Origin of the sequence: Nonomuraea sp. NPDC048892 (assembly GCF_040649735.1) — a bacterium.
GTDB classification, from domain to species: Bacteria; Actinomycetota; Actinomycetes; order Streptosporangiales; family Streptosporangiaceae; genus Nonomuraea; species Nonomuraea maheshkhaliensis.
Map to the genome: position 1 here is coordinate 326,391 of NZ_JBEZFZ010000002.1, position 13,341 is coordinate 339,731.

Sequence of the window (13,341 nt, forward strand, 5' to 3'; positions counted from 1 at the left end):
ACTTTCTCACTTTTCGTGGCGGATCCACTCCGCGTCCGGCAAGCTGCTGTTCACCGAGGCGGCAAGTTGCGCGAGCCGGACAGGTGAGGGCCATGACGATGGGTGGGCGGCACACCGGGAATCTGCCGCCGGAGACGACCAGCCTGGTGGGCCGCCGCGGAGAGCTGGCCCGGATCCGCCGGTTATGCCGCGAGTTCCGCATGGTGACGCTGACCGGGGTGGGCGGGGTCGGCAAGAGCAGGCTCGCGCTGCGGGCCGCCTCGCTCATGCGGCCCGGGTTCGCCGACGGCGCCTGGCTCGTGCCGCTCTCGGCGCTGGACCAGGGGGCGCTGGTGCCGTACACGATCGCCGAGTCGCTGCCCCTGGCCGACCAGACGACCCGGCCGATGCTGGAGGTGCTGACCGAATATCTCGGCGACCGGCACCTGCTGCTCGTGCTGGACACCTGCGAGCACCTCATCGAGGACTGCGCCAGGACGGCCCGTGAGCTGCTCGTCGCCGCCCCCCGGCTGTCGATCCTGGCCACCAGCCGCCGCCCCCTGGGCGTGCCGGACGAGCAGGTGCTCATCATCGACCCGCTGCCCGTCCCCGACGACGACGGCGAAGGCCCGCAGGAGGCGGTCAGGCTGCTCACCGAGCGCGCCGCGGCCACCGTGCCCGGCTTCGCCGTCGGCGACGGCAACCGTACCGAGCTGGCCCGCCTGTGCCGGCGGCTCGAAGGGCTGCCGCTGGCCATCGAGCTGGCCGCGGCCCGGCTGCGCGAGCTGGCGCCGGCCGAGCTGGCCGCGCGGCTGGACGACCGGTTCGAGCTGCTCGGCGACACCGAGGACGAGGTGCTCGACGCCGACCCGCCCTGGCACCAGGCGCTGCGCACCGCGATCGGCTGGAGCCACCAGCTGTGCACCCCCGAGGAGCGGCTGCTGTGGGCGCGGACCTCGGTGTTCGCGGGCAGCTTCGACGACCAGGCCGCGATCGACGTCTGCGCCGACGACCTGCTACCCGCCGACGCCACCGCCGGCTTACTGGCCGGGCTGGCCGACAAGTCGATCCTCATCTGGGCGCCGACCGGCGGCGGCGAGCGCTACCGGATGCTCGACACCATCCGCGAGTACGGCGCCATCTGGCTGCGCGCACTCGGCGAGCAGGACGAGATCCGCCGCCGCCACCGCGACTTCTACCTCGACCTGGCCCGCCGCGGCGACGCCTCCTGGCTGGGCCCCGAGCAGATCGCCTGGAACGACCGCACCACCGTCGAGCACGACAACCTGCGCACCGCCCTCGACCACAGCCTCAACACCCCTGACGACCACAGCGCGCTGGAATTCGCCGCCGCGCTCTGGTTCTTCTGGTACCCCTGCGGCTTCCTCAGAGAGGGCCAGCACTACCTCGAACGTGCCCTGCGCCTCGACACCGAGCCCAGCACGCTACGTAACCGCGCCCTGTGGGTGTGCAGCCTGACCCTCATCGTGCAGGGCGACGCCACCGCCGGCATGTCCTGGGCCGCCGAGTGCGCCGGCGCGGCCGAACGGCTCGGCGACACCGAGGCGGCGCTGGGCGCGCAGGCCATGGTGATGGCGGCGGCCACGATCAGGGGAGACCTGGCCCTCGCGCTGGCCCTGGCCGACAGCCTGCTGGCCGTGCACCGGCCCGAGCACGGGCTGAGCCTGCCCAGCCTCCTGGCCCGCCTCGGCCAGTGCCACGTGCACACCGCCGAGGGCCGCGTCGAGGACGCGGTCAAGGTGCTGGAGGAGATGTGCGCCGAGTGCGACAAGCGCGGCGAACGGTGGATGCGCGCCTACGCCGACCTTTTCCGCGCCCAGGCCGAGCTGACGCTGGGCCGGTACGAGGCCGCGCAGACGCACGCGCGGGCGGCGCTCGAGGTCAAGTACCGGCTGCACGACAGCATCGGCATCGCGCTCGCCCTCGACGTGCTGGCCTGCGCCGCCGCGGCCTCGGGGGAGGGCGCGTGCGCCGCCCGCCGGCTGGGGCTGGCCCAGCACGTGTGGGACACCATCGGGCGGGCGCAGCTCGGCATCCACGAGTGGGTCAGCGCGCGCGAACGGTGCGAGCGGCAGGCGCGGGCGGCGATCGGCGACCAGGAGTACAGGGACGCGTTCCTGGCCGGGTACGGGACCGGGCTGGAGGCCGGGATCTTCAACGCCCTCGACCCCGGCCCGGTCGATTCGTCCCGCCCGGCCCAGGAGCACTGACCTCCGTCCGCCCGGCGCGCCGCCCGCGGTCGTCCCGGCGTCGGCGCGGACCTCGCCGCGTCCTGCCGTCAGCCCGGCGTCGGTGCGGACCCCGCGCGGGCCGCCGCCTCGAAGAGGAGTGGTTCGTCGCCGGGGCGGCAGACGAGTTGCAGGCCGACCGGCAGGCCGTCCACCGTTCCCGCCGGGACGGTCAGCGCGGGGAAGCCGAGCACGTTCCAGGGGCTGGTCAGTGCGAGCAGCGCGGGCCGCACCGCGACGGCGCGTCCGTCCACCTCCACCTCACGCGCGCCGACCGGCGGCGCGACGATCGGCACGGACGGCAGGGCGAGCACGTCGTGCCGCTCGAACAGCGCCCCCACCGTCTCGGCCAGCCGCCGCCTGGCCTCCAGGGCGCGGACGTAGCGCCAGCCGGGCAACTCGGCGGCGACGCGCAGGCGTTCGAGCACCTCGTCGTCGAACAGCTCGGGCGCCCGCTCCAATCGCTCGGCGTGCACGGCGGCGGTCTCGCAGCTCTGGATGGCCAGGTACGTCTCCCTGAGCTCCGCGACGACCTCCTCGGCCAGCCGCACCTCATCGGCGGCCCCCGAAGCTGCCCCCGACACCGACGCCGCCACGGCCCGCACGGTGCGGGTCACCCGGGGATCGCCGTCGAAGACGACGCCGGGATCGAGCCACGCCACCCGCACGGGCCCCGTCCCCTCCTTGACCGCCCCGCCGTCCCGCGCCAGGTGGCGGTAGGCGATCAGGCAGTCGTCAGGGGTGCCCGCGAGCACGCCCACATGGTCGAGCGTCGCCGACAGCGGGAACACGCCGTCGGCCGGGATCGCGTCGTACGCCGGCTTGAACCCGGCGATCCCGCACAGAGCCGCCGGGATGCGGACGGAGCCGCCCGTGTCCGTGCCGATCGCCAGCGGCACCATGCCCGCCGCGACGGCCGCCCCGCTGCCGCCGCTGGAGCCGCCCGACATGCGCGCCGGGTCCCACGGGTTGCGCGAGGCGCCGGTGGCGGAGCGGTCGCCGGTCGGCCCGTACGCGAACTCGTGCGTCGTGGTCTTGCCGACGATGATCGCGCCCGCCTCCCGCAACCGCGTCACACAGGCGGCGTCGGTGTCGGGGATGTATCCGGCGAAGTGCCGCGAACCCATGGTCGCCGGCACCCCCGCCACCATGATCAGGTCCTTCACCGCGACCGGCACCCCGTGCAGCGGCCCCCGGTCGCCGCCCCCTGACAGCTCCTCGTCGGCCCGGCGCGCGGCCGCCAGCGCCCCGCCCGCGTCCACGGTGACGAACGCGTTCAGCGCGGGATCGAGCACGGCGACGGCGCCGAGCGCCTGTTCGACCAGATCGACGGAGGTGGTCTTCCGGTCGCGCAGTTCCCGGGCGAGGTCGGTGACGGTACGGCCGGTGAAGGGTCCCTGGGGAATCGGCATGGACCCTTTTCTACACATCACCCCGGCCCAAGCACCAACGGAGACGGGCCAGACCGCCGGTCTACACATCACCCCTGCCCCAGCACCAACGGATCCGGGTGGGACGCCGGACCGCTAGCATCGGCGGATGCCGGAAGCGCCCTCCCTCCTCCGCCCTACCCTGCGCAGGGTCTTACGCTGGTCGCGCCGGCTCGCCGCCGTCGTGATCAGCCTCTGCGCGCTCGCCGGAGCGGTCCGCCTGATCGTCCCCGCCACGCCGGGCGGCCCCGAGGGTGAGCCGCCGGGGGTGCGGCGACAGCTCGCGTTCCTGCGCGGAGCCCTCGACGCCGGCGCCGGCGACGACGCGCAGGCGCTGTTCCCCGAGGGCTACTTCTTCCTGCACGTCCTGTACGGCCTGACCTGGGTGGAGCTGGGCCGGCGCGTCCCGGGGGAGACCAGGGCCGAGGCGCTGCGCGAGGCGCGCTGGGCGCTGGAACGCCTGGACACCCCGCCCGGCCGCGCTCCGTTCAGCGCCGAGCTCGTCCCCGAGTACGGCGTCTTCTACCGGGGCTGGGGCAACTGGCTGCGCGGCGGGGTGCTGAGCCTCCAGCCGGCCGGGCGGCGGGACGCCGGGGAGTCGCGCCGCTTCGCCGCGGACTCGGCGGCGCTGGCCAAGGCGTTCGACGCCTCGCCGTCGCCGTTCCTGGAGGCCTACCCCGGCCAGTCGTGGCCGGTCGACTCGACCGTGGCGATGGCGTCACTGCGCCTGCACGACACCCTGGAGCCGCCCCGCCACGCCGCGACCGTCGCGCGGTGGCTGGAGCTGGCCCGCGAGCGGCTGGACCCGCGCACCGGGCTGCTCCCGCACCGCGCCGCTCCCGGCACCGGCGAGCCGGAGGAGGTGGCCAGGGGCAGCTCGCAGAGCATGATCCAGCGCTTCCTGCCCGACATCGATCCCGGCTTCGCCGCCGGGCAGTATCTGCGCTTTCGCGACCGTTACGTCGTCACCCCGCTCGGCCTCGGCCCGGCCGTGCGGGAGTACCCCCAGGGGATGGACGGCCCCGGCGACGTCGACTCGGGGCCGCTGCCGCTGGGCGTGAGCCTGTCGGCCACGGCGGTCACCCTGGGCGCCGCCCAGGTGCACGGTGACGCCGCGCTGGCCGGGGCACTGGCCGGCTACGGCGAGCTGGCCGGCCTGCCTGTCGGCACCCCGTGGACCAAGCGCTACGCCTTCGGGCTGATGCCGATCGGCGACGCCTTTCTCGCCTGGTCGAAGAGCGCCCGGCCGTGGACGGCCGCGGGACCCGCGCAGCCGCCGCCCGCGACCGTGTCGTGGTGGTGGCGGCTGCCCCTGCTGGCGCTGCTCGCCGTGCTCGGCGCCGCCCCCTGGCTGCCGGCGCTCCGCCGCCGGGCCGGAAGGGCCCGCTGAGACCCGGCGAGCCGCCCGGTTGGGGTCAGGAGGCGGGCTTGGCCGGGCGGCGGGTGCCCGTCTTGCTCAGGCGGTGGGCCAGCCGGTCCAGCGCCATGTTGATGACGATGAAGATGGCCGCGATGAGGATCGCCGCCGGGATCACGTTCGAGAAGTTCGCCGCGATCCCGTTCAGGCCGCGGTCCACCAGCTCGTCGTAGCCGACGATCAGCCCGAGCGCCGAGTCCTTCAGCAGCACCACGAACTGGCTGATCAGCGCGGGCAGCATCGTCTTGAGCGCCTGCGGCAGCAGCACGAGGCGCATCACCTGCCCCTTGCGCATGCCGACCGCGTACGCCGCCTCCCGCTGCCCCTTCGGCAGGCTGAGCACGCCGGCGCGGACGATCTCGGCGATCACCGAGCCGTTGTAGAGGGTGAGCCCGAACACCACCGCCGCGAAGGCGGAGACGTTCACGCCGATGAGCGCGTACGACCCGAAGAAGGCGAAGAAGATCAGCAGCAGCAGCGGCACGGACCGGAAGAACTCCACCACCACGGCCGCCGGCACCCGCACCCACGCGTGCTCCGACAGCCGGGCGGTGGCGAAGACGAGCCCGAAGATCCCGGCCAGCACCACCCCGGCGACGGCCGCCGCCAGCGTCCCGGCCAGGCCGGGCAGGATGAACGTGGCCCACACGTCCGCCCGCAGCAGCGGCGCCCACTTCTCCGCCGCCCACTGCTCCTTCTCCTCGAAGCGCACGTAGACGACGTACGCCAGCGCCAGCAGCACGAGCGCGACGACACCCGTCAGCACCCGGTTGCGCTGGACGCCGCGCGGTCCGGCGACCTCGTACAGGTTCGCGTAGGTCATCGGGTCACCGCCATCCGCTTCGACAGCCAGCCGAACGCCAGCCCCATCGGCAGGCAGAGCAGCACGAACCCGGCGGCGAAGCCGAGGAAGACCTCGATGACCTGGTCCCCGTACGTCTCGACCAGCTCCCGCATCCGCACCGACGCCTCCGCGACGCCCACCACCAGCGCGATCGTGGTGTTCTTCGTCAGCGCGATGAGGATGCTGCCGAGCGGCGCCACCACGGCGCGGAACGCCTGCGGCAGCGTGATCAGCGCCAGTGTCCTGACGAAGCCCAGCCCCAGCGAGCGGGCCGCCTCCGCCTGCCCCACGGGCACCGTGTTCAGCCCCGAGCGCAGCGCCTCGCAGACGAACGCCGAGGTGTAGGCGGTCAGTCCGATGACGGCGAGCCAGAAGTTGTTGGTCGCGATGTCGTCGGACAGTTCGAGCCCGAGGTTCGCGCCGAGCCCCAGGCCGGTGAAGAGCAGCACCAGCGTCAGGGGCGTGTTGCGGGCCACGGTCACGTACGCGGTCGCGGTGGCGCGCAGGGAGCCCAGCGGGGCCACCCGCATGGCGGTCAGCAGCGTGCCCAGCACCAGAGAGCCGAGCGCGCTGACCGCCGTCAGCCGGACCGTCATCCAGAAGGCGGCCAGAATGGTGCCGCCCTCGGTCAGCAACGCGTCCATGGGCCTCAGTACCGTTCGAGCTGCGGGGCCTGCGAGACGGTGAAGCCGGAGGAGCCCACGCTGGCCTGCAGCGCCTTGGTCCAGCTACCGTCGGCGAACATCTTCGCCAGGGCGTCGTTGACCGCCTTGCGGCCGTTCGTGTCGTCCTTCTTCATCCCGATGCCGTACTTCTCGGTGCTGAACGGCTCGCCGACCACCTTGAGCTTGCCCGCGTGCTGCGCGGCGTAGCCGGCCAGGATGACGTTGTCGGTGGTGAGGGCGTCGAGCTGGCCGCCGAGCACGCGGTCCACGCACGCCGAGTAGGTCCGCTCCTCCTGCAGCTGCACCTCCTTGGCGTACTCGGTCTTGACCTTCTGCGCCGGAGTCGAGCCGGCGACAGAGCACAGCTTCTTGCCGTTGAGCGCCTGGGGCCCGGTCAGCGCGGCGTCGTCGGCCCGTACCAGCAGGGCCTGGCCGGCCACGAAGTACGGCCCCGCGAACGACACCTTCTGCTTGCGCGCGTCGGTGATCGAGTACGTGGCCACCACCATGTCGACCTGGCCCTGCTCGATGAACGCCTCCCGGTTGGCCGTCACGGTCTCCTTGAACGTGATCCCGGACGGCTCGACCCCGAGCTGCTTGGCCACGTACGTGGCGACCTCGATGTCGAACCCGGTGAAGCTCCCGTCGGGCGTGCGCAGGCCGAGGCCGGGCTGGTCGGCCTTCACGCCGATGACCAGCTTCTTCTCGGTCTTGGCCTTGTCCACGATCGAGGCGTAGCTCTCCTGCCCGCCTCCGCACCCGGTGGCGGTCACGGCGACCACGGCGAACACGGCGTAAAGGGATCTGCCGAACATGACACTCCTTAGTGGGTGAGGATCTTGGCGAGGAAGGACTGGGCGCGGTCGCTGCTCGGCGCGCCGAAGAAGGCGCTGGGGGCGCCCTGCTCGACGATCTCGCCCTCGGCCATGAAGACGACCCGGTCGGCCGCCCGGCGGGCGAAGCCCATCTCGTGGGTGACGACGACCATCGTCATGCCCTCGCGGGCCAGCGTGGTCATGACGTCGAGCACCTCGTTGACCATCTCGGGGTCCAGCGCCGAGGTCGGCTCGTCGAACAGGATCGCCTTCGGGTCCATCGCCAGGGCCCTGGCGATGGCCACCCGCTGCTGCTGCCCGCCCGAGAGCTGGGCCGGCACCTTGTCCGCCTGGGCGCCGATGCCGACCCGGTCGAGCAGCTCACGGGCCTTGCACACGGCCTGGTCCTTCGGCCGCTTGAGCACGTGGACCTGCCCGAGGACGACGTTGTCCAGGACGGTCCTGTGCGCGAAGAGGTTGAAGGACTGGAACACCATGCCGACCTCGGCGCGCAGCCTGGCCAGCTCCCTGCCCTCCGACGGCAGCGGGGTGCCGTCGAGGGTGATCGTGCCGGAGTCGATGGTCTCCAGCCGGTTGATCGCCCGGCAGAGGGTGGACTTGCCCGCCCCGGACGGGCCGATGATCACGACGACCTCGCCCTGCCGGACCTTCAGGTTCACGTCCCGCAGGACGTGATGATCGCCGAATCTCTTGTTGACCTGGTCCAGGACGATCAGGTCCGACTGGGACATGCGCCACGCTCCTCGTCTTGGTCAGCGTTGGCGTAACCGTAGGAGCCGCATGTTCCGCGGAAAGGCTTGTGATCGTTTTGGTTGTTTGTGCTCGTTTAGCTCAGCAGCCGGCCCAGGAGCCAGGTCGGGTGCCAGGTCAGCAGTTGGCCGGCCTGGACGGCCCGGCGGTGTTGCCGTGGACGCCGATCGTGGCCATGAAGGCGCGGTCCCACTGGCCGTCACGCAGCCAGCGGCAGATCAGGCCGTTGAGGTAGTCGCGGAAGGCCGTGTCCTGCTTGCGCACGCCCATCCCGTACGGCTCGCGCCCGAACGGCTTGCGTACCAGGCGCAGTGTGTCGGGATGCTGGGCCAGCAGCCCGAGCAGGATGGTGTCGTCGGTGCTGAGCGCGTCCACCCGGCCGGAGATGAGGGCGGGGATGCAGATGCTGTAGGCGTCGACGATCTCCAGCTTGGCGGTCGGCACCTGCTCGCGCAGCCGGTCCACGGAGGTGGAGCCCTTGGCCGTGCAGACCGTCTTGCCGCCCAGGTCGGTCACCTGGTTGATGGTGGAATCGCCCATCCTGACCAGCAGGTCCTGCCCCGCGTAGTAGTACGGGTCGGTGAACGAGACCAGCTCGGAGCGGGCCGGGGTGATCGAGTAGGTGGCGATGACGAGGTCCACCACGCCCTGGGTGATGAAGTTCTCGCGTTCGCGGGAGACGGTCTCGACGAAGCGGACGTTGCGTTCGCTGCCGGTGAGGTCCTTGGCCAGCAGTCGCGCGATCTCCGCGTCGAACCCGGTGATCCGCCCGCTGGCCGGGTCCTTGTAGCCGAACATCGGCTGGTCGAACTTGGTGCCCACGGTCAGCACGCCGCGCTGCTTGATCCGCGCCATCGTGGACTCCGTGGCGAACGCGTCCGCCTCGCCGCAGCCGGTCGCGAGCACGCAGAGCAGTACTGCCGCCAGCACCACGCGCAGCCCGCGCCGCACGGGGATCCTCACCGGACTGGTCATCAGGCCGGTCATCAGGCCGGTCGGCCGGTCGGTCGGCTGGCCGGTGGGCGGGCCGCTCATCGGACGCGGTACCGGTGCTGCGGACGCCCGGTCTCCCCGTACTTCGGGCGGCCCTCGACCAGCCCGCGATCGGCCAGGTGCTCCAAGTAGCGGCGGGCGGTGGCCCGGCTGACGCCGACCATCCCGGCCAGCTCGTGCGCCGAGGCGTCCTCCTCGACCTCGGCCAGCGCGTCCAGGATCTTCTGCTCGGTGGCCGGCGAGATGCTCTTCGGACGGGTGCCCTGGTCGAGGTGGAGCGAGCGGAAGAGGCGGTCGATCTCCTGCTGCTCGGCGAACCGGCCGCCCCCGTCGAGCTGCTCGGCGGTGGCCGCGTACCGCAGCAGGGTCTGCTCCAGCGTGCCGGCCCTGGTCGGCTTGACCAGGTAGTAGAGGGCGCCGCGCTGGATGGCCGCCCGTACGGTGGCCGACTCCTTGCGGCTGGAGACGACGATGATGTCGGCGGGCGGCTGTTCCGGCCGGCGCAGCCGGTGCGCGACCTCTAAGCCGGGCATATCCGGAAGGTGCAGATCGAGCAGGATCAGCCGGGGCGCGAAGCGGCCGGCGGCGGCCAGCGCCGCGTGGCCGGTGTGGGCGATGCCCACCACCCTGAAGCCCAGCACCCGGTTCACCTGCGCGTGCAGCGCCGCCGTGACGACCGGATCATCGTCCACGATGAGTACGGTGATGTCCCTGGGCTCAGGCATCGCCACGCTCCTCGTCCAAGCAGTAGATTCTTGCAGCTTAAGCGTGTTTTATTACAAAAGATCGACTTTTGCTCGTTCTGCTCATCCGGATCCGGCGTACGCGCCGGTTACCTCCTACTCTGTACCCGAACGGCTGGGGGGAGGGACGGACGCCCGTGCGGTGGTTGTTCGCGGTGACAGCCCTGTGGACGCTCCTGGGCCTGCTGCCACTGGCGGCACTGACGTCGTCCAGCATCTCCCTGTCCGAGGGCGCGGTGCGCGACGAGGTCAGCAACCGGGTCAGGACCACGGCGTCGGTCAGCAGGGTCGTGGTCGACCAGCAGATGAGCTCGCTCAAACAGCTCGTCACCGCCTTCGCGCAGCGCCCCGAGGTGCGCGCCTCCGTCGGCGACGCCACGCCGACGACGCTGCGCGACTGGCTGGGCCAGTTGGAACGCATGCGCGACGGGGTCAGCGGGCTCATGCTGATCTCCCCCGAGGGAAGCATGCTCGGCGCCGAACCCCCGAGCGCGCTGCCCCAGGACATCACCAGCACCGACTGGTACCGCGCGGTGCGCGACGGCCGCCAGGCCCACGTCTCCCAGGCGTACACGCCCACGATGGGCGACGTGTCCAGGGCGGTCGCCGTGGCCGCGCCCATCATGAGCGCCGACGGCGTGCGCATGTTCGGCATGCTCGCCATCGTCTACAGCCTGGACGCGATCAAGGCGTTCGCCGAGGAGGCCGCCAACGCGCAGGACATCCGGCTGCTCATCACCGACAAGGCCGGCGTGCTCGTCGCCGACCCCGGCAGGCAGGTGTACGCGCTCACCTCCCTGCGCGAGGACTTCCGGGTGGACGCCGCGCTGGCCGGGCAGGCGTGGAGCGGCATGTACCGCGGCATCGACGGCCTGGTCATGTCGGCCTCCGAGCCCATCCCGAGCATCGGCTGGACGGTCACCGCCGAGGTCTCCGCCTCCGAGGCGCTGGCCTCGGCCGACAAGCTGCGCACGAACGTGCTCACCGTCGCCGCCCTGCTCGCCCTGCTCATCCTCATCGGCCTCGGCCTGCAGATCCACTCCACGCGTGGCCGCCGCCGGGCCCAGGCCACGCTGGCCAGGTACGCCGCCGAACTGGCCTCCGCCAGGGACGACGCGCTCAGCGCCTCCAACGCCAAGTCCGAGTTCGTGGCCAAGATCAGCCACGAGATCCGCACCCCCATCAACGGCGTGCTCGGCATGAACTCCCTGCTCATGGGCACCCGCCTGGACGAGGAGCAGCGTTACTACGCCACCACCGCCCAGGAGTCGGCCCACAACGTGCTGCGCCTGCTCGACGACTTCCTCGACCTGTCCAGGATCGAGGCCGGCCATCTCCAGGTCGACGCCGTGGCCTTCGACCTGCCGCGCCTGTGCGACGAGGTCGTGGCACCGTTCGCGCCGCACGCGTACGAGCAGGGGCTCTGGCTCACGCTCCGGCTCGACGAGAACGTCCCGAGCCAGGTGTCGGGCGACCCCGCCCGGCTGCGCCAGGTGCTCACCAACCTCGTCGGCAACGCGCTCAAGTTCACCTTCCAGGGCGGCGTGGACCTGCGGGTCACCCTCGACGAGGGCGAGCCGGGCCAGGAACGGGTGACGCTCAGGTTCGCCGTGGCCGACACCGGGATCGGGGTCGGCCCCAACGACCGGGAACGGGTCTTCGGCGTCTTCCGCCAGGTGGACTCGCCGATCACGCGCAGGACCGGCGGCAGCGGCCTGGGCCTGGCGATCAGCCGGCAGCTCGTCGAGCTCATGGGCGGCAGCATCGGGCTGGACAGCGTCGAGGGCGTGGGCAGCCGCTTCTGGGCCACGCTGCCGGTCGACGTCGTGACCTGGGCCGAGCCCGGGGCGCACACCCTGGAGGGACGGCGCGCGCTCGTCGCCGACTCGCGGCCCGAGGACCGTACGCTGGCCGCGCGCTACCTGGCCCAGGCCGGGGCCGAGGTCGAGGAGACCAGGGACCAGGAGCAGGCCCTGGCCCGCCTGCGGTCGGCCGCCGCGGCGGGGGAGCCGTACGAGCTGGCGGTCGTCGCCCTCGACCTGGGCACGACCCCGGACCCGTCGCCAGGCAATGGGCTGGCCACCGCGCCGGATGCCGCACGGGGCAATGGGCTGGCCACTTCACCTGACGCCGCACTGAGCACTTCGCCGGGCGGCTCGTCGAGTCACCCACTGGGCGGTTCGCTGGGGGCGGACCCGGGCGCGCCGCGTTCGCTCGCCCACGCCATCCTCACCGACCCGCTGCTCCAGGCCACCAGCGTCATCGTGGTCGTCACCCCGGGCCGTTCCGGCTTCGCCTGGCCGGCGCCGGCCGGCGAGCGGGCCGTACAGTCGATCACCCGGCCGCTGAGCCGCCGCCGCCTGGTCGCCGCCGTGGAGAACGCCCTGGGCACCGCCGAGTCCCCCGGCGACCATCCGGCCGGCCAGAACGGCAGCCCGGCCGCCGCAGCGCGGATCCTCGTGGCCGAGGACGACGAGGTGAGCCGCCAGGTGGCGATGCTCGTCCTCGGCCAGGCCGGTCACGAGGTCGAGGTGGTCGACGACGGCGCCCAGGCCGTGCGGGCCGTGCTCGAAGGCGGCTACGACCTGGTGTTCATGGACTGCCAGCTGCCCGTGCTCGACGGACTGGCCGCCACCGAGGAGATCAGGGGCCGCGAGGAGGTCCACACGCCGATCATCGCGATGACCGCCGCCGCCATGCCCGACGACCGGATCCGCTGCCTCGAAGCCGGCATGGACGACCATCTGGCCAAGCCCGTGGACTGGCCGCGCGTGCTGGCCCGCATCCCGGAGTGGACGGCCTCGGCCGGGCTCCCGCCCGAGCTGGCCGGGCTGTCCCAGGAGGCGCTGGCGGACGTGGCGCGGGCCTACCTCGCCACCGCCACGCGTACGTTCGACGAGCTCAGGCAGGCCGTACGCGACGGCGACCGCCCGGCCGCCACGGCGCTCGCCCACCGGCTCAGGGGCGCCTGCGCCACGGTCGGCGCGGTCAGGGAGGCGGAGCTCTGCCGGCGCGTCGAGGACCTGTCCGCGTCGGGTGCCGTCGTGGACGAGGACCTGCTGGAGGAGCTGGGCGGCCTGCTCAGCGACGTCCCCGAATGGATGAGCGCGGCCCACTCCTGAGCGGGGGCGTCCGGGTTACGGTTTTCCGCCATCGAGGTCGGCGGGTCGCCCCCATGGTTCCCGCCGCCGCGGGCTCCTAGCGTGGGGCGGCGTGATCAGTCTGCGCGGTTTGACCAAACGGTACGGCGACCGTCTCGCCGTGGACGACCTGTCCCTCGACCTGAGGCCGGGCACGGTGACCGGCTTCCTCGGCCCCAACGGTGCGGGGAAGCCCACTGTCAAGCTGGGTACCTGAACTGTTTTCGCTCCGTTGCAACGCTCGTTGCGCAGGGCTTCTGTCTTGGGGGTCTCGGCCGAACGCCAGACCCTACCT

General features: G+C 72.5%; 10 protein-coding genes and 1 pseudogene. 4 read left to right on the plus strand and 7 right to left on the minus strand.

Annotation, left to right across the window (positions count from 1 at the left end; all coding sequences use genetic code 11):
* Positions 1 to 92 precede the first annotated feature (92 nt).
* Positions 93 to 2,210: an ATPase gene (locus AB0C28_RS06970; RefSeq protein ID WP_358073320.1), complete on the plus strand. Its 2,118-nt coding sequence runs from the start codon at positions 93 to 95 to the stop codon at positions 2,208 to 2,210.
* A 68-nt stretch (positions 2,211 to 2,278) separates the two neighbouring features.
* Here AB0C28_RS06970 and AB0C28_RS06975 read toward each other — a convergent pair whose 3' ends face one another.
* Positions 2,279 to 3,640 carry an amidase gene (locus AB0C28_RS06975; RefSeq protein WP_358073321.1) on the minus strand — a complete coding sequence of 454 codons (1,362 nt, stop codon included), beginning with the start codon at positions 3,638 to 3,640 and terminating at the stop codon, positions 2,279 to 2,281.
* Between the two features lie 127 nt (positions 3,641 to 3,767).
* On the opposite strand from AB0C28_RS06975, the gene AB0C28_RS06980 reads away from it, so the two are divergent.
* Complete coding sequence (locus AB0C28_RS06980; protein WP_358073322.1) at positions 3,768 to 5,048, plus strand: hypothetical protein; 1,281 nt, start codon at positions 3,768 to 3,770, stop codon at positions 5,046 to 5,048.
* 25 nt (positions 5,049 to 5,073) lie between these two features.
* Here AB0C28_RS06980 and AB0C28_RS06985 read toward each other — a convergent pair whose 3' ends face one another.
* The 6 genes from AB0C28_RS06985 to AB0C28_RS07010 form a co-directional block, all read right to left on the minus strand.
* Positions 5,074 to 5,898, minus strand: a complete 825-nt coding sequence (locus AB0C28_RS06985; protein WP_346106994.1) for an amino acid ABC transporter permease — start codon at positions 5,896 to 5,898, stop codon at positions 5,074 to 5,076.
* On the minus strand, positions 5,895 to 6,563 hold the full coding sequence (locus tag AB0C28_RS06990; RefSeq protein ID WP_357841594.1) for an amino acid ABC transporter permease: 669 nt from the start codon (positions 6,561 to 6,563) through the stop codon (positions 5,895 to 5,897). Before AB0C28_RS06990 ends, AB0C28_RS06985 begins: the two co-directional genes overlap by 4 nt.
* Positions 6,564 to 6,568: 5 nt before the next feature.
* Positions 6,569 to 7,399, minus strand: coding sequence for a glutamate ABC transporter substrate-binding protein (locus AB0C28_RS06995; RefSeq protein ID WP_358073323.1), 831 nt, complete (start codon positions 7,397 to 7,399; stop codon positions 6,569 to 6,571).
* An 8-nt stretch (positions 7,400 to 7,407) separates the two neighbouring features.
* The gene (locus AB0C28_RS07000) at positions 7,408 to 8,151 is read right to left on the minus strand and encodes an amino acid ABC transporter ATP-binding protein (protein WP_358073324.1); all 744 of its coding nucleotides are present in this window, start codon (positions 8,149 to 8,151) and stop codon (positions 7,408 to 7,410) included.
* A gap of 136 nt (positions 8,152 to 8,287) precedes the next feature.
* The gene (locus tag AB0C28_RS07005) at positions 8,288 to 9,205 is read right to left on the minus strand and encodes a glutamate ABC transporter substrate-binding protein (protein WP_358073325.1); all 918 of its coding nucleotides are present in this window, start codon (positions 9,203 to 9,205) and stop codon (positions 8,288 to 8,290) included.
* Positions 9,202 to 9,888, minus strand: a complete 687-nt coding sequence (locus AB0C28_RS07010; RefSeq protein ID WP_106250915.1) for a response regulator — start codon at positions 9,886 to 9,888, stop codon at positions 9,202 to 9,204. The genes AB0C28_RS07005 and AB0C28_RS07010 overlap by 4 nt, the downstream gene beginning before the upstream one ends.
* A 155-nt stretch (positions 9,889 to 10,043) precedes the next feature.
* Between AB0C28_RS07010 and AB0C28_RS07015 the strand changes: the two genes are divergently transcribed.
* Together AB0C28_RS07015 and AB0C28_RS07020 are read left to right on the plus strand one after the other, a co-directional pair.
* Positions 10,044 to 13,028, plus strand: coding sequence for a response regulator (locus tag AB0C28_RS07015; protein WP_357841607.1), 2,985 nt, complete (start codon positions 10,044 to 10,046; stop codon positions 13,026 to 13,028).
* Positions 13,029 to 13,119: 91 nt separating this feature from the next.
* Positions 13,120 to 13,245, plus strand: a pseudogene (locus AB0C28_RS07020) (ABC transporter ATP-binding protein); the annotation flags it as partial.
* Positions 13,246 to 13,341 lie beyond the last annotated feature (96 nt).

Coding starts and splice junctions, on each gene's coding strand:
- AB0C28_RS06990 (WP_357841594.1), bottom strand. CDS start 6,563: ATGGACGCGTTGCTGACCGAGGGCGGCACCATTCTGGCCGCCTTCTGG.
- AB0C28_RS06995 (WP_358073323.1), bottom strand. CDS start 7,399: ATGTTCGGCAGATCCCTTTACGCCGTGTTCGCCGTGGTCGCCGTGACC.
- AB0C28_RS07010 (WP_106250915.1), bottom strand. CDS start 9,888: ATGCCTGAGCCCAGGGACATCACCGTACTCATCGTGGACGATGATCCG.
- AB0C28_RS06970 (WP_358073320.1), top strand. CDS start 93: ATGACGATGGGTGGGCGGCACACCGGGAATCTGCCGCCGGAGACGACC.
- AB0C28_RS06975 (WP_358073321.1), bottom strand. CDS start 3,640: ATGCCGATTCCCCAGGGACCCTTCACCGGCCGTACCGTCACCGACCTC.
- AB0C28_RS06980 (WP_358073322.1), top strand. CDS start 3,768: ATGCCGGAAGCGCCCTCCCTCCTCCGCCCTACCCTGCGCAGGGTCTTA.
- AB0C28_RS07005 (WP_358073325.1), bottom strand. CDS start 9,205: ATGAGCGGCCCGCCCACCGGCCAGCCGACCGACCGGCCGACCGGCCTG.
- AB0C28_RS07000 (WP_358073324.1), bottom strand. CDS start 8,151: ATGTCCCAGTCGGACCTGATCGTCCTGGACCAGGTCAACAAGAGATTC.
- AB0C28_RS06985 (WP_346106994.1), bottom strand. CDS start 5,898: ATGACCTACGCGAACCTGTACGAGGTCGCCGGACCGCGCGGCGTCCAG.